Below are 22602 nucleotides of genomic sequence, written 5' to 3' on the forward strand. Positions count from 1 at the left end.
TTGCCGAGCGGGCAGGCTTGCTGGATTCGTCTTTTCGGATGGCCTGACGTAGACTGATGCGTCGGCTCTCGTGTACCCGTCTGCCCGTTCGCGGGCGACCGCGGGGCAACGAGAGTCGATCAAGGTAGCCGATTCGAAGGGCGAAGCGTGGCCAAGAAGCAAGGTGCCATCGAGATCGAGGGCACCGTGATCGAGTCCCTCCCGAACGCGATGTTCAAGGTGGAGCTTCAGAACGGTCACAAGGTCCTCGCGCACATCTCCGGCAAGATGCGGATGCACTACATCCGAATCCTTCCGGACGACCGGGTCGTGGTGGAGCTCTCTCCCTACGACCTGACGCGTGGCCGGATCGTCTACCGCTACAAGTAGATCTTGTCCCGTCCTCCCCTCCCGGAGGACGGTGGCACTGACCCGGAGAACCTCACATCCCATGAAGGTCAAGCCGAGCGTCAAGAAGATCTGCGACAAGTGCAAGGTGATCCGCCGTCACGGCCGGGTCATGGTCATCTGCGACAACCTGCGCCACAAGCAGCGCCAGGGCTGACGCACGCCGACCTGTACTTCGCAGTACTTCGCGCGACGCAAGCAACGCATTCGTACATACGCAGAGCCCGCCCAGCTCGAAAGGGCCGGCGACACCTCCGGCGGGGGCCGGGGACCCGGACGTACCACTGCCCACCAGGGCGGTCGGCGGTCGGGAGCGGTTCTGCGGAAGACCCCCGAGCACACAGGAGCCATTGAATGGCACGCGTTTCCGGTGTCGACATCCCGCGCGAAAAGCGCGTGGAGATCGCACTCACCTACGTCTTCGGTGTCGGGCGCACCCGGTCCAAGGAGATCCTCTCCGCGACCGGCGTGAACCCGGACACCCGCGTTCGTGACCTGTCCGAAGAGGACCTGGTCAAGATCCGCGAGTACGTGGACGCCAACCTCCGCACCGAGGGTGACCTCCGCCGCGAGATCCAGGCCGACATCCGCCGCAAGGTCGAGATCGGCTGTTACCAGGGTCTGCGTCACCGTCGTGGCCTGCCGGTCCACGGTCAGCGCACCAGCACGAACGCCCGTACCCGCAAGGGTCCGCGTCGCGCCATCGCCGGTAAGAAGAAGCCGGGCAAGAAGTAGTCCTCAGCGGACGCTCATCCGCGGTCTTCGCTGTAGGACCGACCACCTCCCGTAGGAGTTAAAAGATGCCCCCCAAGGGACGTCAGGGCGCTGTCAAGAAGGTGCGCCGCAAGGAAAAGAAGAACGTCGCTCACGGCCACGCGCACATCAAGAGCACGTTCAACAACACCATCGTGTCGATCACGGACCCCGCGGGCAACGTGATCTCCTGGGCCTCCGCCGGCCACGTCGGCTTCAAGGGCTCCCGGAAGTCCACGCCGTTCGCCGCGCAGATGGCGGCGGAGTCGGCCGCGCGTCGTGCGCAGGAGCACGGCATGCGCAAGGTCGACGTCTTCGTCAAGGGTCCCGGCTCCGGCCGTGAGACCGCGATCCGCTCGCTCCAGGCCACGGGCCTGGAGGTCGGCTCGATCCAGGACGTCACCCCGACGCCGCACAACGGCTGCCGTCCGCCGAAGCGCCGCCGCGTCTGATGCGTGCTGGCGGACGCCGTCCGGCTGGGGGTGTGGGGGTTATCCCCCACATGTCGCAGCACGGCTGCCGTCCGCCGAAGCGCCGCCGCGTCTGACGCACGGCTCGGCTGCTTGGCCGTTTGTTCGGGCGGTACGGTCCATTCGGGGCGTACCGCCCGTACCCTTTGTTCTGTGCAACACCTGTCGGGCGTCAAATAGCGGGCGCCCCCGACTGAAGGAACGATCCGCATGCTGATCGCTCAGCGTCCCTCGCTGACCGAAGAGGTCGTCGACGAGTACCGCTCCCGGTTCGTGATCGAGCCGCTGGAGCCGGGCTTCGGCTACACCCTCGGCAACTCCCTCCGCCGTACCCTCCTCTCCTCGATCCCGGGTGCGGCGGTCACGTCCATCCGCGTCGACGGCGTCCTGCACGAGTTCACCACCGTGCCCGGCGTCAAGGAGGACGTCACCGACCTGATCCTGAACATCAAGCAGCTCGTCGTCTCCAGCGAGCACGACGAGCCCGTCGTGATGTACCTGCGCAAGCAGGGCCCGGGTCTGGTCACCGCCGCCGACATCGCGCCCCCGGCCGGTGTCGAGGTCCACAACCCCGACCTCGTCCTCGCCACGCTGAACGGCAAGGGCAAGCTGGAGATGGAGCTGACCGTCGAGCGCGGTCGCGGCTACGTCTCCGCCGTGCAGAACAAGCAGGTGGGCCAGGAGATCGGCCGCATTCCGGTCGACTCCATCTACTCGCCGGTGCTCAAGGTCACGTACAAGGTCGAGGCCACCCGAGTCGAGCAGCGCACCGACTTCGACAAGCTGATCGTCGACGTCGAGACCAAGCAGGCGATGCGTCCGCGCGACGCCATGGCCTCCGCCGGCAAGACCCTGGTCGAGCTGTTCGGTCTCGCCCGCGAGCTGAACATCGACGCCGAGGGCATCGACATGGGCCCGTCGCCGACGGACGCCGCGCTCGCCGCGGACCTGGCCCTGCCGATCGAGGAGCTGGAGCTCACGGTCCGCTCCTACAACTGCCTCAAGCGCGAGGGCATCCACTCGGTGGGCGAGCTGGTGGCCCGCTCCGAGGCGGACCTGCTCGACATCCGCAACTTCGGTGCGAAGTCGATCGACGAGGTCAAGGCGAAGCTGGCCGGCATGGGCCTGGCGCTCAAGGACAGCCCGCCCGGATTCGACCCGACCGCCGCTGCCGACGCCTTCGGCGCGGACGACGACGCGGATGCGGGTTTCGTGGAGACCGAGCAGTACTAAGCGACTGCGACGGGGACTGTGCGGCTGATCGCCGTGGGGCCTGAGCTTCGCGGCCGGCCGCGGACCGTGGCTGGTTGATCGCGCAGTTCCTCCCCCTGTCCCCTCCGGGCACGGGGGCACCCCCGCCTACGCCCAGCGGGCGTGGGGGGACCCCCAGCGCCCCAAAGCACCTCCGGGGGCGCGACCCCTGAATTGCCCGTGGGCAGCCGCCTGCGGGGCCCTGACACCGGTACCTGACACGGCCGGTGCAGTACACAAGGAGAAACACCATGCCGAAGCCCGCCAAGGGCGCCCGTCTGGGCGGCAGCGCAGCGCACGAGCGGCTGCTCCTCGCGAACCTCGCGAAGGCGCTGTTCGAGCACGGCCGCATCACCACGACCGAGGCCAAGGCCCGCCGCCTGCGTCCGGTCGCCGAGCGGCTGATCACCAAGGCGAAGAAGGGCGACATCCACAACCGTCGCATCGTCCTGCAGACGATCACGGACAAGGGCATCGTCCACACGCTCTTCACCGAGATCGCCCCGCGGTACGCCGAGCGCCCGGGTGGCTACACCCGGATCACCAAGATCGGCAACCGCCGTGGTGACAACGCGCGCATGGCCGTGATCGAGCTCGTCGAGGGCGAGATCGCGAAGAAGGCGACCGTCGCCGAGGCCGAGGCCGCGACGGTGCGCGCGGTCAAGGAGGACGCCCTGAAGAAGGAGTCCGCCGAGGCTCCGGTCGAGGACGCCAAGCCGGCCGCCGAGGCCGCGGAGTCCAAGGACGCCTGATCGGTCCGCCGATCGCGTCGCAAGGCTGGTGGACGGGCCCGTTCCCCCTCGGGGGAGCGGGCCCGTTCCCGTGACAGGAGGATCTACACGTGAGTGCTGAGGGCATCGGGCCCGGGGTCGTCCGGCTGCGGCTGGACCTGTCGTACGACGGCCGGGAGTTCTCCGGCTGGGCGAAGCAGGCCGGGGGGCGGCGCACCGTGCAGGGCGAGATCGAGGACGCCCTGCGCACGGTGACCCGGTCCGCCACGACGTACGAGCTGACCGTCGCCGGCCGCACGGACGCCGGGGTGCACGCCCGCGGCCAGGTGGCCCACGTCGACCTGCCCGTCGAGGTGTGGGCCGAGCACCGGGAGAAGCTGCTGAAGCGGCTCGCCGGGCGGCTCTCCCGGGACGTGCGGATCTGGCGCGTCGCCGAGGCGCCCGCCGGCTTCGACGCGCGTTTCTCCGCGATCTGGCGGCGGTACGCCTACCGGGTCTGCGACCACCCCGGAGGGGTCGACCCGCTGCTGCGCGGCCATGTGCTGTGGCACGACTGGCCGTTGGACGTGGACGCGATGAACGAGGCGTCGCGCGGGCTCGTCGGCGAGCACGACTTCGCCGCGTACTGCAAGAAGCGCGAGGGCGCGACGACGATCCGCACCCTCCAGCAGCTGTCGTGGGAGCGGGACGCGGCCGGGGTGATCACCGCGACCGTGCGGGCCGACGCCTTCTGCCACAACATGGTGCGCTCGCTGGTGGGCGCCCTGCTCTTCGTCGGCGACGGGCACCGGCCGGCGCCGTGGCCGGCCGAGGTGCTGGCCGCCGGCGTACGGGACTCCGCGGTGCACGTCGTGCGGCCGCACGGGCTGACGCTGGAGGAAGTCGGCTATCCGTCGGACGAGTTGCTGGCCGCCCGCAGCAAGGAGGCCCGCAACAAGCGGTCGTTGCCGGTGGCGGGCGGGTCAGCCGCCGGTGGCTGCTGCGGCTGACGCCTGGGCCTCGCCGCGGGCGCGGACCTGCTGGAACGTCAGGTCCGTGATGTCCTTGGCGGCTTGGTACACCTTCGCGTCCTGCGCCGTGACGGACTTGCCGTTGGTGAAGCCGGTGCTGGTGTAGAAGGCGTACCGGCCGGCGTAGGAGGACCTGAAGAGGCAGACCGGGCCGCCCTTGCAGAACGAGGGGACGCCGGCGCCGGCCAGCGGGGCGATGTTCCGCTTGGTCTCGGCGGCCCGCTGCGCCTCCGCCTGGGTGCCGAAGACGGCGACGCCGACGGTGACGGCGACGCCGTCCTTGTGGTACGTGGCGCGGAAGACCTGGTCGCAGCCGTTGGAGGTGAGGGCGCCGGCGAGGGCGCCCTGGGCCGCGGAGGCGCAGGCGTCGGTGCTGTTGGCGGCGCCCTTGGCGTACTTCCGGTCGGCCATGGTCATCGTGGTGCCGGGGAAGAAGCTGTCCAGGCTCAGCGGCGCCTTGTCCTTCTTCTCGTCGGAGATGAAGTCCGACGGGTTCGGGGGCGGGGCCGGGGCGACCGAGGCGAACGACGGCCCGGGTTGGGTGTCCTGGGCGATGCTCCCGCTGGGGGAGCCGGTGGCGGTGGTACCGGGACTGTCGGACCCGTTGGACAGCACGATCGCGGTGGCCACGACCGCGGCGACGGCGACGGTGGCGAGCCCGCCGCCGCCGATCATCAGCAGGCGCTTCTTCCGGGCGCGGTCCGCGGAGGCGTCCGCGAGGGCGGCCCAGTCCGGCGTGTCCGACGAGCCGCCGAAGGCGCCGTCGCCAGGGCGCCCGTACGGGTCCCCGCCCTGCCCCGGGCCGTACGGATCCCGGCCGTTCCACGGGTTCTGGTTCTGTCCCTCACCGGACCCCCACTGAGGCCCCCCCTGACCAAAGCTCATGCCCGGAATCCTAAACCGGTTGGGCATGAGGGGTCCCGGCCCGCATCATCGGACGATGGGACATCTCGAAGCCGCGCACCTGGAGTACTACCTACCCGACGGCCGGGTGCTGCTCGGCGACGCCTCTTTCCGGGTGGGCGACGGTGCCAAGGTCGCCCTGGTGGGGGCGAACGGCGCGGGTAAGACGACCCTGCTCAGGCTGCTCTCCGGGGAGTTGCAGCCGCACGGCGGCTCGGTCTCCGCCAGCGGCGGACTGGGCGTGATGCGGCAGTTCATCGGTTCCGTGCGGGACGACCGCACGGTGCGCGACCTGATGGTCTCGCTGGCGTCGCCGCGGATCCGGGAGGCCGCCGCCGCCGTGGACGCGGCCGAGCACCGGATCATGACGGTGGACGACGAGGCCGCGCAGATGGCGTACGCGCAGGCGCTCAGCGACTGGGCGGAGGCGCGCGGCTACGAGGCGGAGACGCTCTGGGACATGTGCACGGTGGCCGCGCTGGGGGTGCCGTACGAGCGCGCCCAGTTCCGCGACCTGAAGACGCTCAGCGGCGGCGAGCAGAAGCGGCTGGCGCTGGAGGCGCTGCTGCGCGGCCCGGACGAGGTGCTGCTGCTGGACGAGCCGGACAACTACCTCGACGTGCCGGGCAAGCGCTGGCTGGAGGAGCGGCTCGCGGAGACCCGCAAGACGGTGCTCTTCGTCTCCCACGACCGGGAGCTGCTGGCCCGCAGCGCGCAGAAGGTCATCAGCGTCGAGCCGGGCGCCGCGGGCTCGGACGTGTGGGTGCACGGCGGCGGCTTCGCCACGTACCCCGAGGCCCGCAAGGAGCGCTTCGCGCGCTTCGAGGAGCTGCGACGGCGCTGGGACGAGCAGCGGGCGAAGCTGAAGAAGCTGGTGCTGGACCTCCAGCAGTACGCGGCGCGCAGCGACGAGATGGCCTCGCGCTATCAGGCGGCGAAGACCCGGCTGCGGAAGTTCGAGGAGGCGGGTCCGCCGCCGGAGCCGCCGCGGGAGCAGGAGATCCGGATGCGGCTGAAGGGCGGCCGGACCGGGGTGCGGGCGGTGACCTGCGAGGCGCTGGAGCTGAGCGGGCTGATGAAGCCGTTCGACCTGGAGGTCTTCTACGGCGAGCGGGTGGCGGTGCTGGGGTCGAACGGCTCCGGGAAGTCGCACTTCCTGCGACTGCTGGCGGGCGACGGCTCCGTGGCGCACACGGGCCGGTGGAAGCTGGGCGCCCGGGTGGTGCCCGGCCACTTCGCGCAGACCCACGCCCATCCGGAGCTGCTGGGCCGCCCGCTGGTGGACATCCTGTGGACGGAGCACGCCAAGGACCGCGGCGGCGCCATGTCCGTCCTGCGCAGGTACGAGCTGGAGCGCCAGGGCGACCAGCCCTTCGACCGGCTCTCCGGCGGGCAGCAGGCGCGCTTCCAGATCCTGCTGCTGGAGCTGGCGGGGACGACGGCGCTGCTGCTGGACGAACCGACGGACAACCTGGACCTGGAGTCCGCGCAGGCGCTCCAGGACGGTCTGGAGGCGTACGAGGGGACGGTGCTCGCCGTCACCCACGACCGGTGGTTCGCCCGTTCCTTCGACCGCTATCTGGTCTTCGGTTCGGACGGGGTGGTGCGGGAGACGCGGGAGCCGGTGTGGGACGAGCGCCGGGTCCAGCGCGTACGGTAGCCGTACGGTCGCTTTGCGTGGGATGTCCGGTGGGTGACGCGGGGGTAGCGCCGGGCGACTTTGACCCGTCCGGAGGGGGCCGGGTAAGCTTCTGCTTCGTTATGCGTATTGGCTTGCTCTATCTCACGTGAGAGGCCCTTACGCCGGTTCACCGGACCGATGACCAGCGGCGAGCACACGGGTTGCGTCCCCGGCGTGCCGCCAAGGCTGTCGTGATCGTTCGGGTGGCCTTGTCAGGACCTCCTCTTCCTGTCCCCTGTGGACGGGGGGAGACTCACTCACTGAAGAAGCGAAGGCTACGACCGTGCGTACGTACAGCCCCAAGCCCGGCGATGTGACGCGCCAGTGGCACATCATCGACGCGCAGGACGTTGTCCTGGGACGTCTGGCCACCACCGCCGCCACCCTTCTCCGGGGCAAGCACAAGCCGATCTACGCGCCCCACGTCGACACTGGTGACTTCGTCATCATCATCAACGCGGACAAGGTGCACCTGTCCGGCAACAAGCGGACCCAGAAGATGGCGTACCGCCACTCCGGCTACCCGGGTGGTCTGCGCTCCGTCCGCTACGACGAGCTGCTGGCGAAGAGCCCCGAGAAGGCCGTCGAGAAGGCCGTCAAGGGCATGCTCCCCAAGAACACCCTGGGCCGTCAGATGCTCTCGAAGCTGAAGGTCTACGCGGGCGAGAACCACCCGCACGCTGCTCAGCAGCCGGTTCCGTTCGAGATCACCCAGGTCGCGCAGTAAGTCCGGCCATCCCAAAGACTGAAGAGAATCTGAGGAACACCGTGGCCGAGACCACCACCGAGATCCCCGTCGAGGGCGAAGAGACCTACGAAGAGGTCACCACCTTCGAGTCGGAGGCGCCCGTCGAGGGCGAGTACACCAGCGAGTCGCTGGCCTCCCACTTCGGCGACCCGCAGCCGGCCGCCGGCCTGGGCCGTCGCAAGAACGCCATCGCCCGTGTCCGGATCGTTCCGGGCTCCGGCAAGTGGAAGATCAACGGTCGCACCCTTGAGGACTACTTCCCCAACAAGGTGCACCAGCAGGAAGTCAACGAGCCCTTCAAGGTGCTTGAGCTCGACGACCGCTACGACGTCGTCGCCCGCATCTCCGGCGGCGGTGTCTCCGGCCAGGCCGGCGCCCTGCGCCTCGGCGTGGCCCGTGCGCTGAACGAGGCGGACGTGGACAACAACCGCGGCGCGCTGAAGAAGGCCGGCTTCCTGAGCCGCGACGACCGTTCGGTCGAGCGCAAGAAGGCCGGTCTGAAGAAGGCCCGCAAGGCCCCGCAGTACAGCAAGCGCTAAATCGCCTGCTCGGCTGTTCGTACGTACGCCCCGGTGGCTCCGTTCCATGCCACCGGGGCGTACGTTTTCCCCAGGCTTGGTGGTGGCGGAGCGTGCGGCTCCGCCCGGTCCGTCAGGCTTTCTGTTCGGAGCATGGCTCACGAGGCACTTTCGGAGGACGGTTGTGGGACGACTCTTCGGCACGGACGGCGTGCGCGGTGTCGCCAACGCGGATCTGACGGCGGAGCTCGCGCTCGGCCTCTCCGTCGCGGCGGCGCACGTGCTCGCCGAGGCGGGGACCTTTGAGGGCCACCGGCCCACCGCGGTGGTCGGGCGAGATCCGCGTGCGTCGGGAGAGTTCCTGGAGGCGGCCGTCGTGGCGGGGCTCGCCAGCGCGGGCGTGGACGTGCTGCGGGTCGGCGTGCTGCCGACGCCCGCGGTGGCGCATCTCACCGGCGCGCTCGGCGCCGATCTCGGCGTGATGCTGTCCGCCAGCCACAACGCCATGCCCGACAACGGCATCAAGTTCTTCGCCCGCGGCGGCCACAAGCTCGCCGACGAGCTGGAGGACCGCATTGAGACCGTCTACGAGCAGCACCGCACCGGTGCGCCGTGGAACCGGCCGACCGGCGCGGGCGTCGGTCGGGTCACCGACTACGACGAGGGCTTCGACACGTACGTCGCCCATCTCGTCGCGGTGCTCCCGAACCGGCTCGACGGCCTCAAGGTCGTCCTCGACGAGGCGCACGGCGCGGCGGCCCGGGTCTCCCCGGAGGCGTTCGCCCGGGCCGGTGCCGAGGTCATCACGATCGGCGCGGCCCCCGACGGGCTCAACATCAACGAGGGCTGCGGCTCCACGCACCTGGAGGAGCTGCGGGCGGCCGTGGTCGAGCACGGCGCGGACTTCGGCATCGCGCACGACGGCGACGCGGACCGCTGCCTGGCCGTCGACGGCGCCGGCGAGGAGGTCGACGGCGACCAGATCCTCGCGGTGCTCGCGCTGGCGATGCGCGAGGCGGGCACGCTGCGCGGCGACACCGTCGTGGCGACCGTGATGTCGAACCTGGGCTTCAAGCTCGCCATGGAGCGGGAGGGCCTGGCGCTGGTGCAGACGGCGGTGGGCGACCGCTACGTCCTGGAGTCGATGAAGGAGCACGGGTACGCGCTCGGCGGCGAGCAGTCCGGCCACGTCATCGTCCTGGACCACGCGACGACCGGCGACGGCACGCTGACCGGGCTGATGCTGGCGGCGCGGGTGGCCGCGACGGGCCGTTCGCTGGCGGAGCTGGCCGCGGTGATGGAGCGGCTGCCGCAGGTGCTGATCAACGTGCCGGACGTCGACAAGTCCCGGGTCCGCACCTCCGGTGAGCTGGCGGCGGCGGTCGCCGAGGCGGAGCGGGAGCTGGGCGCCACCGGTCGCGTACTGCTGCGTCCCTCCGGTACGGAGCCGCTGGTGCGGGTCATGGTCGAGGCGGCCGACCTGGAGCAGGCGCGTGCGGTCGCGGAGCGGCTGGCGGACGCGGTGAAGTCGGCGCTGGGCTGAGCACCGGTCAGTTCTTGTGGGACGGGGTCCGCACGGTGGTGCGGGCCCCGTCGTGCGTCCGGCGTCAGGCCGTCAGGGCTCGACGGATCGCGTCGGCGGGGTAGGGCGTCTCGCGGCTCCGGTCGGTGAACCGGCCGTAGAAGTCGGTGACGAGCGCGGCGATCGGCGCGTGACGCTCGATCACGGCCCGGACCGCCGCGGGCCCGTCCGGCGCCCGGTCTCCTTGCGCGCAGGCGTGGACGAGCGCTTCGCGCTCCGTACGGTCGTGCCCGTACACGGTGCTGATCAGCCAGTTCACCAGATAGCTCAGGGCGTACGCGCGGTCGTGGGTGTCGTGCGCGGCGAGGAAGTCGGCCTCGGCGGGGGAGAGGTCGAAGCGGGACGAGAGCGCGAGGCCGTAGTCGGCGAAGTACAGGCGCCGTCCGTCGGTGAGGACGTTGCGGAAGTGGCCGTCGAAGTGCAGCAGCCCGTGGTCGTTCATGGCGGCGACCCCGGCGGCGAGTTGCCGCTCCGCCTGTCGTACGGCCTCGTCGGCCCGCTCCTCGTCGCCCGGGCGCAGCTCTTCGGCGAGGTGGTCGTGGAGGGTGCGGGGGACGTGCTCCAGGAAGAGCACCAGGCTCGCGGAGGCCCGCGCCAGCTCCTCGATGCGCTGCGGTCCCCCGGAGCCCCGCGAGACGTACTCGCCGTAGGCCTGCGGGAGCATTGGTCTCTACAGGTCCGCTGTGGCTGTGCGCGCAGTTCCCCGCGCCCCTGGACGTACTCGCCGTAGGCCCTCGGCGGAGCATCGGTCTCTGCGGTGCGCTGTGGTTGTCGGCGCGGTTCCCCCTCCATCCGGAGGGCGCGGAGGTACCTCCAGCGTCCCTGTCTCGCCGCGCCCGTCATTCCCGCCTGCGGGCTGGCACGGAGGCTTTCCGGGGCGCGGGGAACTGCGCGAGCAACCCACCACCGGGCCGCGGAGACCAGTACTTCCGCAGGGCTACGGCGAGTATGTCCAGAGCCGCGACGAGGTCGTCCAGGGGCGCGGTGCGACGGGCGGCGGCGACCACGACGTCACCGGCGGCCACCGCGGCCTCGGTGATGGCCCGTCCGAAGCCGCTGCTCGCACCGGTGACCAGCCAGACCCTGTTCATGTGCTGCTCCCTGTCTCGTCCCGTTGATCGTGTGAACCACGCTGCTGGGAAAGGCAGTTGTCCGTCCAAGACGCGTCGTGATAGCCGATGGTTATGGACGTTCACGGACGGGACCTGAGGTACTTCGTCGCAGTCGCCGAGGAACTGCACTTCACCCGCGCGGCCGAGCGGTTGTACGTCTCGCAGCCCGCGCTGAGCAAGCAGATCAGAATGCTGGAGAAACGGGTGGGCGCCGCGCTGTTCGAGCGCGACCGGCGCGAGGTCCGCCTCAGCGAGGTCGGCGCGGCGCTCCTGCCGTACGCACGGCGCATGCTCGCCGAGTGGGACGGGGCGCGGGACGCGGTCGCGCGGGCCGTCGCCGACCGGGCCGCCGTCCTCGTCCTGGGGATGAGCACCAGCCCCGGGCGCGGCGGCGTCCTGCCGGCGATCCGCTCCCGCTTCACCGCGGCCCGCCCCGACGTCCGCGTATCGCTGCGCCAGGTCACCTGGCACGACCCGACCGCCGGCCTCGCCGACGGCTCCAGCGACGCCGCGTTCGTCTGGCTGCCGCTGCCCGACCCGGAGCGCTACCGGTGGCTCGTGGTCGCCGAGGAGCCCCGGCTGGTCGCCCTCCCCGAAACCCACCCGCTGGCCGCCCGCCCCGAGGTCCCCTTCGCCGACCTCCTGGACGAGCCCTTCCTCGCCCTCCCCGCGAGCGCCGGCCCGCTGCGCGAGCACTGGCTCGCCCTCGACGCCCGCGCCGGCCGTCCGCCGCGCATCGGCGCGGAGGTGGCGAGCACCGAGGAGACGTACGAAGCCCTGGTGGCCGGCCTCGGCGTGGTCCTCCTGGCGGCCGGCAACGCCCCCCTGATCACCCTCGGCGAGGTCACCACCCGCCCGGTCCCCGACCTCGCCCCCAGCCGCTTCGCCCTGGCCTGGCGCGCGGACGACCGCCGCGGGCTGGTGCACGATTACGTGCGCGCGTGCGGGCGGGCGACGGGGAGGCCCGGTGAGGCACGGTGACCGCCGGCCGGTCACGGCTTGCGCGGGGCCCAGAAGAGTTTCTGGGCCAGGAGCGTCAGGGTGCCGGCGAGGGTGATGCCGAAGAGGTTGAGGAGGAGTTGTTCCGTGGAGCCCCACGCCTGGCGGTACTCGTCGAAGCTGAAGGCGACCGCCGCGTTCGCCGCGGCCGGGATCGTCGTCACGGAGATGGCGACGCCGACGAGGGCGCCGGACTTCGCCGAGGTGAGGGAGAGGGTGCCGGCGATGCCCGCGAGGATGGCGACGACGAAGGAGAAGGCGTCCGGCTGGTAGATGAAGTTCGTGTTGGGGCGGGGGGCTTCCAGGTCGGCGGCGTGGAAGAGGTCGAGGCCGGTCATCAGGTGGCTGAAGCCGACGGTGACGGCCATCGCGGTGGCGAAGCCGATGAGGAGGGCGAGCAGGGAGCGGACCGCCAGGCGGGGGGTGCGGCGGACCAGGGAGGTGGAGATGCCCGCCAGGGGGCCGAACTCCGGGCCGACCGCCATCGCGCCGACGATGAGGATCGCGTTGTCCAGGACGACGCCGCAGGCCGCGATCATCGTGGCCACCGTCATGAAGGCGAGGTACGTGGCCGAGAGCGTGGACTCCTCGTGGGTGGCGTCCTCCAGGTGCTCCCACAGCACCGCGTCCGCCGCCTCGCCGGGGGCCTCGGCCTCCGCCTTGTCCGCGCGGCGGGAGAGGGAGAGGTGGATGTCGTCGACGGCGATCGAGCCGGTCTCGTCGATGCCGAGGGCGCGCAGGCCGACGATCAGCTCGTCCCCCGCCTCGCGCGCCACGTCGCACAGGACCACGTCGCCCACGGGGTTGCGGGCGGCGTTCGCGAGGACCGCCACGTGGGCGGTGCCCGCGGTGGCCTCGATCAGCCGGACGACCTCGTCGGTGCGGTCGACGGGGGTGATCAGTCGCACGTGCAGCACGCCGGGACTCCTCAGAGCTTGCGCAGGGAGAGCCGTTGGACCTTGTGGTCGGGGCCCTTGCGCAGGATCAGAGTGGCACGGCCGCGGGTCGGCGCCACGTTCTGGATCAGGTTGGGCTTGTTGATGGTGCGCCACATCGTGCGGGCGTACTCCAGCGCCTCCTCCTCGGACACCTGCGTGTACTTGCGGAAGTACGAGGAGGGGTCCCGGAACGCGGTCTCGCGCAGCGCCCGGAAGCGGCTGAGGTACCAGCGCTCGATGTCCTCCGGGCGGGCGTCGACGTACACGGAGAAGTCGAAGTAGTCCGCGAGGCCCACCCGGGTGCGGCCGTCCTTGCCCGGCAGCGCCGGCTGGAGCACGTTCAGGCCCTCGACGATGAGGATGTCGGGGCGGCGCACGACCAGGCGTTCGCCGGGGACGATGTCGTACGTCAGGTGCGAGTAGACGGGCGCGGTCACCTCGTCCTTGCCCGCCTTGATGTCGGCGACGAAACGGGTCAGGGCGCGCCGGTCGTACGACTCGGGGAAACCTTTCCGCGACGTCAGCCCGCGGGCCTGGAGCTCCTTCATCGGCAGCAGGAACCCGTCCGTGGTGACCAGCTCCACGCGCGGGTGCTCGGGCCAGCGCGCCAGCAGCGCCCGCAGCAGCCGGGCGACCGTCGACTTGCCGACGGCGACGGAGCCCGCGACCCCTATGACGAACGGCGTGCCGCGCTGGGCACCCTGGCCGTCGCCCGCCGCCCCGAGGAAGGTGTTGAGCGCGCCCCGCAGCTCGCCGGTGGCCCGTACGTACAGGTTCAGCAGCCGGGACAGCGGCAGATAGACGTCCCGCACCTCGTCCAGGTCGATCACGTCGCCGAGGCCGCGCAACTGCTCCACCTCGTCGGCGGTCAGCGGCAGCGGGGTCCGGTCGCGCAGGGCGCTCCACTCGGCGCGGGTCAGGTCGACGTACGGGGTGGCCGCGTGCTCGGTGGCCCGGCGATGGTTGCTTGGCGGCGACGTGATCACAGGGACATTGTCGGGGAACCGGCCGGTGCGCGGGCCGTGTGCTCGGTCACGCGGGTGGCGTGCGGTGCGTACGGGCCGGCCGGCGGCGCGGGCGCCCGCTCGGTCACGCGGGTGGCCGACGGGAGCCGTCCGGGTCGCACCCGGGCCGTGCGCCGCCGCGGACGTAGGCTGCGCCGCATGTGCGGAATCGTGGGATATGTCGGAGGCCAGTCGGCGCTCGACGTGGTCGTCGCCGGGCTGAGGCGGCTGGAGTACCGCGGCTACGACTCCGCGGGCGTCGCCGTCCTCGTCGACGGCGGACTCGCCGCGGCCAAGCGCGCCGGCAAGCTGGTCAACCTGGAAAAGGCGCTGGTGGAGCGGCCCCTGCCGACCGGCTCCACGGCGATCGGACACACCCGCTGGGCCACCCACGGCGCACCGACCGACGCGAACGCCCACCCCCACCTCGACAACGCCGGCCGGGTCGCCGTCGTCCACAACGGCATCATCGAGAACTTCGCCGCGCTCCGCGCCGAGCTGGCCGCCCGCGGCCACGACCTGGCGTCCGAGACGGACACCGAGGTCGTGGCGCACCTGCTCGCCGAGTCCTTCTCGTCCTGCGGCGACCTGACGGAGTCCATGCGGCAGGTGTGCCGACGGCTCCAGGGCGCGTTCACCCTCGTCGCGGTGGTCGCGGACGAACCGGACACGGTCGTGGGGGCGCGCCGCAACTCCCCCCTGGTGGTGGGGGTGGGGGAGGGCGAGTCCTTCCTCGCCTCCGACGTGTCCGCCTTCATCGACCACACCCGCTCCGCGATCGAGCTGGGCCAGGACCAGGTGGTGGAGCTGCGCCGGGACGGGGTCCGGGTCACCGACTTCGAGGGGGCGCCCGCGGACGTCCGCCCGTACCACGTCGACTGGGACGCCTCCGCGGCCGAGAAGGGCGGCTACCCGTCCTTCATGCTCAAGGAGATCGCCGAGCAGCCGAAGGCGGTGGCGGACACCCTGCTCGGCCGGATCGACGAGGAGGGCGCACTGACGCTGGACGAGGTGCGCATCCCGGCGTCGGTGCTGCGGTCCACGGAGAAGGTCGTCGTCGTGGCGTGCGGCACCGCCTTCCACGCCGGGCTGATCGCCAAGTACGCCGTCGAGCACTGGACCCGGATCCCGTGCGAGGTGGAGCTGGCGAGCGAGTTCCGCTACCGGGACCCGATCCTGGACCGGCGGTCCCTGGTCATCGCGATCTCCCAGTCCGGCGAGACCATGGACACGCTGATGGCGGTGCGGCACGCGCGCGAACAGGGCGCGCAGGTGCTGGCGATCTGCAACGCGAACGGTTCGACCATCCCGCGCGAGTCGGACGCGGTGCTCTACACCCACGCCGGGCCCGAGGTCGCCGTCGCGTCGACGAAGGCGTTCCTCACCCAACTGGTGGCCTGCTACCTCGTCGCGCTCTACCTGGGGCAGGTGCGCGGCACCACCTGGGGCGACGAGGTCCGGGCGGTCGTCAAGGACCTGGCCCGCAGCTCCGACGCGGTGGAACGGGTCCTGTCGACGATGGAGCCGGTACGGGAACTCGCCCGCTCCCTCGCCGACCAGGACACCGTCCTCTTCCTGGGGCGGCACGTGGGCTACCCGGTCGCACTGGAGGGCGCGCTGAAGCTGAAAGAACTCGCGTACATGCACGCGGAGGGCTTCGCCGCGGGCGAGTTGAAGCACGGGCCGATCGCGCTGGTCGAGCCGGGGCTGCCGGTGGTCGTCGTGGTGCCGTCGCCCAGCGGGCGCTCCGTCCTCCACGACAAGGTCGTCTCCAACATCCAGGAGATCCGGGCGCGCGGGGCGCGCACGATCGTGATCGCGGAGGAGGGCGACGAGGGGGTGGTGCCGTACGCGGACCACCTGATCCGGGTGCCGGTGACCCCGACGCTGCTCCAGCCGCTGGTGGCGACCGTGCCGCTCCAGGTCTTCGCGTGCGAGTTGGCGACGGCCCGGGACAATGAGGTCGATCAGCCGCGCAATTTGGCGAAGTCCGTGACGGTGGAGTGAGCACATGATTATCGGGGTGGGGATCGACGTCGCCGAGATCGACCGGTTCGCGGCGTCGCTACGGCGCACGCCGGGCCTGGCGGCGCGGCTCTTCCTGGAGCGGGAACTGCTGCTGCCGAGCGGCGAACGGCGCGGATACGCCTCGCTGGCGGCCCGCTTCGCCGCGAAGGAGGCGGTGGCGAAGGCACTGGGCGCGCCGGCGGGCCTGCTGTGGACGGACGCGGAGGTGTACGTGGAGGACTCGGGCCGCCCGCGGCTGCGGGTGCGGGGGACGGTGGCGGCGCGGGCGGAGGCGCTGGGGGTGCGGTCGTGGCACGTGTCGCTGAGCCATGACGCGGGGGTCGCCTCCGCGGTGGTGATCGCGGAGGGTTGAGGGTGTTGTGCCCTGCGGGCGGCTGGACGTCTGCGCCGTTGCCTCGCAGGGGGCGTTGGTCCCTGCGGCCCGGTGGTGGGTTGTTCGCGCAGTTCCCCGCGCCCCTGGACGTTTGTGCCGTTGCTCTGCCGGGGGGCGTTGGTCTCTGAGGACCGTGGATGGTTCTCAGAGACCAACGCATCCGTGGAGATACGGCGAGAAGGTCAGGTGGCGTTGGGGTGCCTCCGTGCCGTGGGGCCCAGGAACTGCCGAGCAGTCACGGACGGGGCGGACAGGCCAGCGCACCCGCAGGGAACCGCGGGTGCCCTGGATGGGTGGCCCTTCCCGCCCCCCACGCGGGAAGGACCACACAGCTACCCGCGGGCGCGCCGGCGGCGGTGGAGGAGGAGCGCGCCGCCGAGGGCCGTCAGGGCAGCCGCCGTTGCCGCCAGCGGGAGGGCGGTCGAGCCCGTTGCGGCGAGCGAACCGCCGCCGCCCGTACCGCCCGTACTACCCGTACCGCCCACGCTGCCCGCGGGCGCGAGCCCACCGCTGGTGCCGGTGCCACCCGTCGTGGCGGCCGGCGGGTCCCCACCCGGCGGGCCACCCGACGGCGGCGAGGACGGCTGCGGCGACGGACGCGTGGGCGCCGCCGTCACCTTGAGTGCCGCCGGCTGCGTCCGCAGCGAACCCACCGGGTTCGACAGCACCGCCCGGTAGCGGTTGCCGTCGTGCTGCTGGGTCGCCGTGAACGTCAGGGTGCGGCCCGTCGCCCCCGCGACCGGCTGCCACGCCGTGCCGTCCGCGCTGACCTCCCAGCTCACGCTGGGCGCCGGGGTGCCGGTGCCGGCCGCGGTGAAGACGGCCTGCTTGCCGGCGGTGACCGTGGTCGGCTTCGGCGCCGCGGTCACCGCGGGGGAGACCCGGCGCTGCGTCTGGGTCACCTTGCCGTCCGCGACCGTGAAGAGCGTGTGCGTGCGGTCGTCGAGGGCCAGCGCGGACGGCCGGTCCCCGACCTTCAGCGCTTCGCTGATCGCGCCCTTCCGCACGTCGACCGCCGCGACCGTCGGTGCCGTGGTCTGCGCCGCGTACAGCGTGCGGGTCCCGGCGTCGTACGCCAGCGCCTTCGGGTTGGCGCCCACCGCGAGCGTGCCGGTCACCTTGTTCGCCGCCAGGTCGACGGAGAAGACGGTGCCCGCCGCCAGGTTGGCGACGTATCCGGTGCGGGTGGTGGGGTCGACCGTGACGCCCATGCTGCCGAGTGCGGTGGTGCCGAGGCTGAGCGGGGTGCCCACGGCCTTCCCGGTCCGCCCGTCGACCGCGTTCAGCATGTTGAAGAAGGTCATGGGGCTCGTCGAGGTGTTCGGGCCGACGTACGTGGCGTAGCCGCGGCCCGCCGCGGTGTCGACGGCGAGCCCGGCCACCGGCCAGGGGTACGCGACGGGTGCGCCGACGGGCCGCCAGTTCCCGGTGTCGTACACCGCCACCGACTTCGTGGGCTGGACGGCGACGTACAGGCGGCCGGCCTTCGCGTCGACGGCCAGCAGGTTGACGTTGCCCGGCAGTTCCGCCCGGCCGTCGGTGAGGCGTCCGCTCGCCGTGTCGTACGTGGCGAGCCGGCTGCCCAGCGCCAGGTGCAGGGTGCGCGCCCCGGTGTCCAGCGCCATCGCGGTGACGGCGTCGGGCAGCGGGACGGGCGCGCCGACGACCTCGCCGGTGGCGGTGGCGTACGTGACGAGCCGGCGTGCGCTGCCGCTGTCGACGGCGACGTACAGCCGGCCCGCCTTCGCGTCGACGGCCACGTGCTGCGCCGCGCCGCCGGCCGGTGCGAGGGTGCGCACGGTCTGGTGGCGCACGGTGCCCGGCGGGACTTCGGGCGCCGGCGTCCCGCCGCCGGCGGCGAAGGCGACCGGGACGACGACGTCCTGGTCGCGCTCGGCCAGATGGGTGTGGTCGGCGCGGGTGACGACGGCGCACCGGGCCTGGGTGCAGTCGGCGCTGCTGTCCTTGGCCTTGACGGTCAGCTCCAGGGTGAAGCTGCCCTTGCCGTCGGCGCCGACGGTGAACTTCTTGACGAGGTCCCGGCCGTAGTCGGGCGGGTTGTTGGAGATCCAGTACGAGGAGCCGGATGCGCCGGAGAAGTCGCTGCCGCCGAGGCAGGGGCTCGGTTCCTTGCCGCGTTCGGGGACGTGGCAGACGGCGAGATAGATGCCTTTGGTGACGTCGTAGCCGGTGCCGGTCACGGTGACCTTCTGGCCGGCGGGGTCGATGTCCTGCGTCGCGGAGACGGTCAGTTTCTGGCCGGTGGGGCCGGTGGCCCCGCCGGGCGACGCCGCGGAGGCCGAAGCGGCGGAAGCGGCCGAAGGGGCAGCCGTGGCCGCGGCGAACAGCAGCAGGGGCGCGGCCACGGCCCCGGCCGCGCACCGCCGAAGACGGCGGGCGCGGCTGGGGCTCGTGGTGCCTGTGGGACGAGTGTTGGGCATGGCTTACGAGAACGTCACCGGGACGTAGACGTCGTACTTGCGGTCGTTGGTGTCGTAGTGGTCGGCGCGGGTGACGATCGCACAGGTGACGCCGGACTGACCGCAGGTGACGCCCGCGGAGACCTGCGCCTTGACGTGGATCTGCACGGAGAAGCTGCCGCGGTTGTTCGAGACGGTGTACGGCGAGGAGTTGTTCGGGGCCATCCACCACCAGTCGCTGTTGACCCAGTGCGAGGCGCCGGTGGTGCCCGACTGGTCCTGGCCGCCCAGGCACGGCGTGGGCTTGGAGTTCCACGTCGCCGGGTTGCTGACGTCCACGCCCGCGGGGACGGCGCACAGGCCCACGTACACGCCCTGGCTGGTGTTGTAGCCGCTGCCGCTCACGGTGACGTTCTGGCCGGCCGCGGCGGCGGTGCTCGGCGCGGTCAGGGAGAGGTTGTACGTCGCGCCGTCGGTCACGGTTCTGGTGACGGTCGCCGCGGATGCGGACGAAGCGAGGCCGAGCGTGAGGGCGGTGGCGCCGAGCAGGGCGACGGTGGCACGGGCGGTGGTGCGAGCGGCAGAACGCATGGGTCAGGACACCTTTCGCAGGTGGCCGGCCGGGGAAGCGGCCGGTTAGGTAAGGCAAACCTAAGTTCGACTTGAGGTGTCGTCAACCCCGTGTTCGCAGGCCGGGCGACCTGCACCGGAGCCCGGTCCCGTACGGACAACTGCGTCGGGTCGGGCCCCACTTGGGCCTCGTAGCGCGCAGCGGCCCCTCCTGGGGCAGACTCGGGACCATGCGTACCGCCCACACCGTGGACACCGTCCGTCGCGCCGAGGCCGAGCTGATGGCCCGTCTCCCCGACGGCACGCTGATGCAGCGCGCCGCCGCCGGACTGGCCGCCGCCTGCGCCGAACTGCTCGGGCGGGTGTACGGGGCACGGGTCGTGGTCCTCGTCGGCAGCGGCGACAACGGCGGCGACGCGCTGTACGCCGGCGCCCGCCTGGCCCGCCGGGGCGCCGGCGTGCACGCCGTGCTGCTGGCGCCCGACCGCGCCCACCCGGGCGGCCTCGCCGCGCTCACCGCCGCCGGCGGTCGCGTCGTCGGCGCACACGACGACCCCTTCGACGTGCTCGCCGCCGCCGACCTGGTGCTCGACGGCATCACCGGCATCGGCGGCACCGGCGGGCTGCGCCCCGACGCCGTCCCCGTCGTGCGCGCCGCCCGCGGCTCGAACGCGGTCGTCGTCGCCGTCGACCTGCCGAGCGGCGTCGAGGCCGACAGCGGCGAGGTCCACGGCGAAGCCGTGCCCGCCGACCTCACCGTCACCTTCGGCACGTACAAGCCGGCGCTCCTCGTCGACCCCGCGCACACCCTCGCCGGCGCGGTGCGGCCGGTCGACATCGGGCTGGACGCCGTGCTGCCCTCCGTCCCGGCGCTGGAGGCGCTGCAACACGGGGACGTGGCCCGGCTGCTGCCCGAGCCCGACGCCACCAGCGACAAGTACCGCCGCGGCGTCGTCGGCGTCGTCGCCGGCTCGGCCCGCTACCCCGGCGCCGCGGTGCTCGCGGTCGCCGGCGCGCTGCGCGGGGGCGCGGGGGCGGTGCGGTACGTGGGCCACGCAGCCGACGCCGTCATCGCCCGCTTCCCCGAGACCCTCGTCCACGCCGGGCCGCCGGAGCGCGCGGGCCGCGTCCAGGCGTGGATCGTCGGGCCCGGCCTCGGGGACGACCTGGACGCCGTGGACTCCGTGCTCGACTCCGACGTGCCCGTACTCGTCGACGCCGACGGGCTGCGCCGGGCCGACCCGGACCGGCTGCGCGCCCGCTCCGCGCCCACCCTGCTGACCCCGCACGCCGGCGAGGCCGCGGCGCTGCTCGGCGGCGCCCGCACGGACGTGGAGGCGCGCCGGCTCGCCTCGGTGCGCGAACTGGCCGGCCGCTACGGCGCGACCGTGCTGCTCAAGGGGTCCACGACCCTCGTCGCCGACCCCGACCCCCGCTCACCCGTACGGGTCAACGCGATGGGGACGCCCTGGCTGGCCACGGCGGGCAGCGGCGACGTCCTCGCCGGCCTCGCCGGCTCCCTGCTCGCCGCCGGCCTCACCGCCCGCGACGCCGGATCGGCCGCGGCGTACCTGCACGGACTCGCCGCCCGCCACGCTGCATCCAAAGGCGTCCCCGTGACGTCCTACGAAGTGGCGGAGGGACTGGGCCGCGCCTGGCGGGACGTACGGGACGCATGACACGCGCACGCGCGTGATCCGTACGGGACGCCGGTGACGCCCGCCGCGGTCCCGCCGCCCGGCTGCGCAAGGGCGCGCACCGCCGTTCCACGAGGTGAGCCGCCGACCGGGTACCCGAGCCGTACCGCCGGCAGCGGACACGACCGAGCACACGCCGCCACCGGTGGGAACCGGGAGTCGCCCGAGCAGCGGCGCGGCAGCGCCTGAGAGACTGGGCCCGATGAAAAGCACACCGACCACCACACATCCCCGAAATGCCCGCGACCCCCGGGCCCGGGCGGAGATCGACCTGGCGGCCCTGCGCGCCAACGTCGAGACCATGCGCGCCCGCGCCCGCGGCGCCGCCCTGATGGCCGTGGTGAAGTCGGACGGGTACGGCCACGGCGCCGTGCCCTGCGCCCGGGCCGCCCTCCAGGCCGGCGCCACCTGGGTGGCGACCGCCACCCCCGAGGAGGCGCTGGCGCTGCGCGCCGCCGGCATCGACTCCCGTCTGATGTGCTGGCTGTGGACGCCCGGCGGCCCCTGGCGCGAGGGCATCGAAGCCGAACTCGACATGGGCGTCAGCGGCATGTGGGCGCTGAGCGAGGTCATCGCGGCGGCCCGCGAGACCGGCCGCACCGCCCGCGTCCAGCTCAAGGCCGACACCGGCCTCGGCCGCAACGGCTGCCAGCCCGCCGACTGGCGCGAGTTGGTCGCCGCCGCCCGCGCCGCCGAAGCCGAGGGCGCGCTCAAGGTCACCGGCGTCTGGTCGCACTTCGCCTGCGCCGACGAGCCCGGCCACCCCTCGATCCGCCACCAGCTCGACACCTTCCGCGAGATGCTGGCGTACGCGGAGGGCGAGGGCGTCGACCCCGAGATCCGCCACATGGCGAACTCCCCGGCCACCCTCACCCTCCCCGAGTCCCACTTCGACCTGGTCAGGACCGGCATCGCGATGTACGGCGTCTCGCCGTCCCCGGAGGTCGGCACCCACCAGGAGCTCGGGCTGCGCCCCGTGATGAGGCTGGTCGCCCACGTCGCCCTCGCCAAGCGCGTCCCCGCCGGCCACGGCGTCAGCTACGGCCACACGTACGCCACCACCGAAGAGACCACGCTCGCGCTCGTCCCGGTCGGCTACGCGGACGGCATCCCGCGGCACGCCTCCGGCCGCGGCCCCGTCCTCGTCGGCGGCGAGCGGGGCACGGTCGCCGGCCGCGTCGCCATGGACCAGTTCGTGGTCGACCTCGGCGGACGCAAGGTCCAGGAGGGCGCGGAGGCGGTGCTCTTCGGCGCCGGCGACCGCGGCGAACCGACCGCCGAGGACTGGGCGCGGGCCGCGGACACCATCGCGTACGAGATCGTCACCCGCATCGGGAAGCGGGTGCCGCGGGTCCACCTCAACGAACTGCCCGCACCGGCGGTCGGCCCGACCGTGCATGAGAACGCCTGATCGAGGAAAAGAGGTC

22 protein-coding genes and 1 pseudogene are annotated in these 22602 nt (G+C 72.4%); 16 read left to right on the top strand and 7 right to left on the bottom strand.

Features of this window, described 5'->3' with window-relative positions:
- The first annotated feature begins 147 nt into the window (after nt 1–147).
- From infA to truA, 7 genes are all read left to right on the top strand, one after another.
- On the top strand, nt 148–369 hold the full coding sequence (gene infA, locus AB0E05_RS01235) for a translation initiation factor IF-1 (RefSeq protein ID WP_003956442.1): 222 nt from the start codon (nt 148–150) through the stop codon (nt 367–369).
- Between the two features lie 61 nt (nt 370–430).
- Nucleotides 431–544, top strand: a complete 114-nt coding sequence (gene rpmJ, locus AB0E05_RS01240) for a 50S ribosomal protein L36 (protein WP_003956441.1) — start codon at nt 431–433, stop codon at nt 542–544.
- 197 nt (nt 545–741) lie between these two features.
- Complete coding sequence (rpsM, locus tag AB0E05_RS01245; RefSeq protein WP_361530251.1) at nt 742–1122, top strand: 30S ribosomal protein S13; 381 nt, start codon at nt 742–744, stop codon at nt 1120–1122.
- 65 nt (nt 1123–1187) lie between these two features.
- Nucleotides 1188–1592: a 30S ribosomal protein S11 gene (gene rpsK, locus AB0E05_RS01250; RefSeq protein WP_167986473.1), complete on the top strand. Its 405-nt coding sequence runs from the start codon at nt 1188–1190 to the stop codon at nt 1590–1592.
- Between the two features lie 228 nt (nt 1593–1820).
- Entirely contained in the window at nt 1821–2843 is a 1023-nt protein-coding gene (locus AB0E05_RS01255) for a DNA-directed RNA polymerase subunit alpha (RefSeq protein ID WP_146481858.1), read from the top strand.
- A gap of 269 nt (nt 2844–3112) precedes the next feature.
- Nucleotides 3113–3613 (top strand): 50S ribosomal protein L17, encoded by a 501-nt coding sequence (rplQ, locus tag AB0E05_RS01260; protein WP_361956736.1) that lies wholly within the window; start codon nt 3113–3115, stop codon nt 3611–3613.
- Nucleotides 3614–3702: 89 nt separating this feature from the next.
- Nucleotides 3703–4581 carry a tRNA pseudouridine(38-40) synthase TruA gene (gene truA, locus AB0E05_RS01265; protein ID WP_361956739.1) on the top strand — a complete coding sequence of 293 codons (879 nt, stop codon included), beginning with the start codon at nt 3703–3705 and terminating at the stop codon, nt 4579–4581.
- On the opposite strand, the gene AB0E05_RS01270 is transcribed toward truA, so the two are convergent.
- Entirely contained in the window at nt 4555–5487 is a 933-nt protein-coding gene (locus tag AB0E05_RS01270) for a hypothetical protein (protein ID WP_361956742.1), read from the bottom strand. The two genes, truA and AB0E05_RS01270, sit on opposite strands and share 27 nt — an antisense overlap.
- 55 nt (nt 5488–5542) lie before the next feature.
- On the opposite strand from AB0E05_RS01270, the gene AB0E05_RS01275 reads away from it, so the two are divergent.
- The 4 genes from AB0E05_RS01275 to glmM all read left to right on the top strand — a co-directional run bounded on the left by AB0E05_RS01275 (nt 5543) and on the right by glmM (nt 9995).
- Entirely contained in the window at nt 5543–7165 is a 1623-nt protein-coding gene (locus AB0E05_RS01275) for an ATP-binding cassette domain-containing protein (RefSeq protein ID WP_361956745.1), read from the top strand.
- Between the two features lie 304 nt (nt 7166–7469).
- Entirely contained in the window at nt 7470–7913 is a 444-nt protein-coding gene (gene rplM / locus AB0E05_RS01280) for a 50S ribosomal protein L13 (RefSeq protein ID WP_361956748.1), read from the top strand.
- A gap of 41 nt (nt 7914–7954) precedes the next feature.
- Nucleotides 7955–8473, top strand: coding sequence for a 30S ribosomal protein S9 (gene rpsI / locus AB0E05_RS01285; RefSeq protein WP_361956751.1), 519 nt, complete (start codon nt 7955–7957; stop codon nt 8471–8473).
- Nucleotides 8474–8636: 163 nt separating this feature from the next.
- Nucleotides 8637–9995, top strand: a complete 1359-nt coding sequence (gene glmM / locus AB0E05_RS01290; RefSeq protein ID WP_361956754.1) for a phosphoglucosamine mutase — start codon at nt 8637–8639, stop codon at nt 9993–9995.
- A 64-nt stretch (nt 9996–10059) separates the two neighbouring features.
- Here glmM and AB0E05_RS01295 read toward each other — a convergent pair whose 3' ends face one another.
- Nucleotides 10060–10698 (bottom strand): hypothetical protein, encoded by a 639-nt coding sequence (locus AB0E05_RS01295; protein WP_361956757.1) that lies wholly within the window; start codon nt 10696–10698, stop codon nt 10060–10062.
- Nucleotides 10699–10990: 292 nt separating this feature from the next.
- Nucleotides 10991–11125, bottom strand: a pseudogene (locus AB0E05_RS01300) (SDR family NAD(P)-dependent oxidoreductase); the annotation flags it as partial.
- Between the two features lie 87 nt (nt 11126–11212).
- Between AB0E05_RS01300 and AB0E05_RS01305 the strand changes: the two are divergent.
- Complete coding sequence (locus tag AB0E05_RS01305; RefSeq protein ID WP_361956760.1) at nt 11213–12127, top strand: LysR substrate-binding domain-containing protein; 915 nt, start codon at nt 11213–11215, stop codon at nt 12125–12127.
- Nucleotides 12128–12138: 11 nt separating this feature from the next.
- Here AB0E05_RS01305 and AB0E05_RS01310 read toward each other — a convergent pair whose 3' ends face one another.
- Both AB0E05_RS01310 and coaA read right to left on the bottom strand, forming a co-directional pair.
- Entirely contained in the window at nt 12139–13062 is a 924-nt protein-coding gene (locus AB0E05_RS01310) for a DUF389 domain-containing protein (RefSeq protein WP_361956763.1), read from the bottom strand.
- 11 nt (nt 13063–13073) lie between these two features.
- Nucleotides 13074–14069 carry a type I pantothenate kinase gene (gene coaA, locus AB0E05_RS01315; RefSeq protein WP_361956766.1) on the bottom strand — a complete coding sequence of 332 codons (996 nt, stop codon included), beginning with the start codon at nt 14067–14069 and terminating at the stop codon, nt 13074–13076.
- Nucleotides 14070–14246: 177 nt separating this feature from the next.
- Here coaA and glmS point away from each other — a divergent pair, with 177 nt between their 5' ends.
- Together glmS and AB0E05_RS01325 are read left to right on the top strand one after the other, a co-directional pair.
- Nucleotides 14247–16094, top strand: a complete 1848-nt coding sequence (gene glmS / locus AB0E05_RS01320; protein WP_361956769.1) for a glutamine--fructose-6-phosphate transaminase (isomerizing) — start codon at nt 14247–14249, stop codon at nt 16092–16094.
- Nucleotides 16095–16098: 4 nt separating this feature from the next.
- Entirely contained in the window at nt 16099–16467 is a 369-nt protein-coding gene (locus AB0E05_RS01325) for a holo-ACP synthase (protein ID WP_361956772.1), read from the top strand.
- Nucleotides 16468–16820: 353 nt separating this feature from the next.
- On the opposite strand, the gene AB0E05_RS01330 is transcribed toward AB0E05_RS01325, so the two are convergent.
- Nucleotides 16821–18854: an endoglucanase gene (locus tag AB0E05_RS01330; RefSeq protein WP_361956775.1), complete on the bottom strand. Its 2034-nt coding sequence runs from the start codon at nt 18852–18854 to the stop codon at nt 16821–16823.
- Nucleotides 18855–18932: 78 nt separating this feature from the next.
- On the bottom strand, nt 18933–19499 hold the full coding sequence (locus AB0E05_RS01335) for a hypothetical protein (protein ID WP_361956778.1): 567 nt from the start codon (nt 19497–19499) through the stop codon (nt 18933–18935).
- A gap of 209 nt (nt 19500–19708) precedes the next feature.
- Here AB0E05_RS01335 and AB0E05_RS01340 point away from each other — a divergent pair, with 209 nt between their 5' ends.
- Both AB0E05_RS01340 and alr read left to right on the top strand, forming a co-directional pair.
- A complete protein-coding gene (locus AB0E05_RS01340; protein WP_361956781.1) occupies nt 19709–21157 on the top strand; it encodes an NAD(P)H-hydrate dehydratase in 1449 nt (482 codons plus the stop codon).
- A gap of 220 nt (nt 21158–21377) precedes the next feature.
- Nucleotides 21378–22586 (top strand): alanine racemase, encoded by a 1209-nt coding sequence (gene alr, locus AB0E05_RS01345; RefSeq protein ID WP_361956784.1) that lies wholly within the window; start codon nt 21378–21380, stop codon nt 22584–22586.
- Nucleotides 22587–22602 lie beyond the last annotated feature (16 nt).

It is taken from the genome of Streptomyces sp. NPDC048057 (genome assembly GCF_040653095.1).
In the GTDB taxonomy this organism is placed as follows: Bacteria; Actinomycetota; Actinomycetes; order Streptomycetales; family Streptomycetaceae; genus Streptomyces.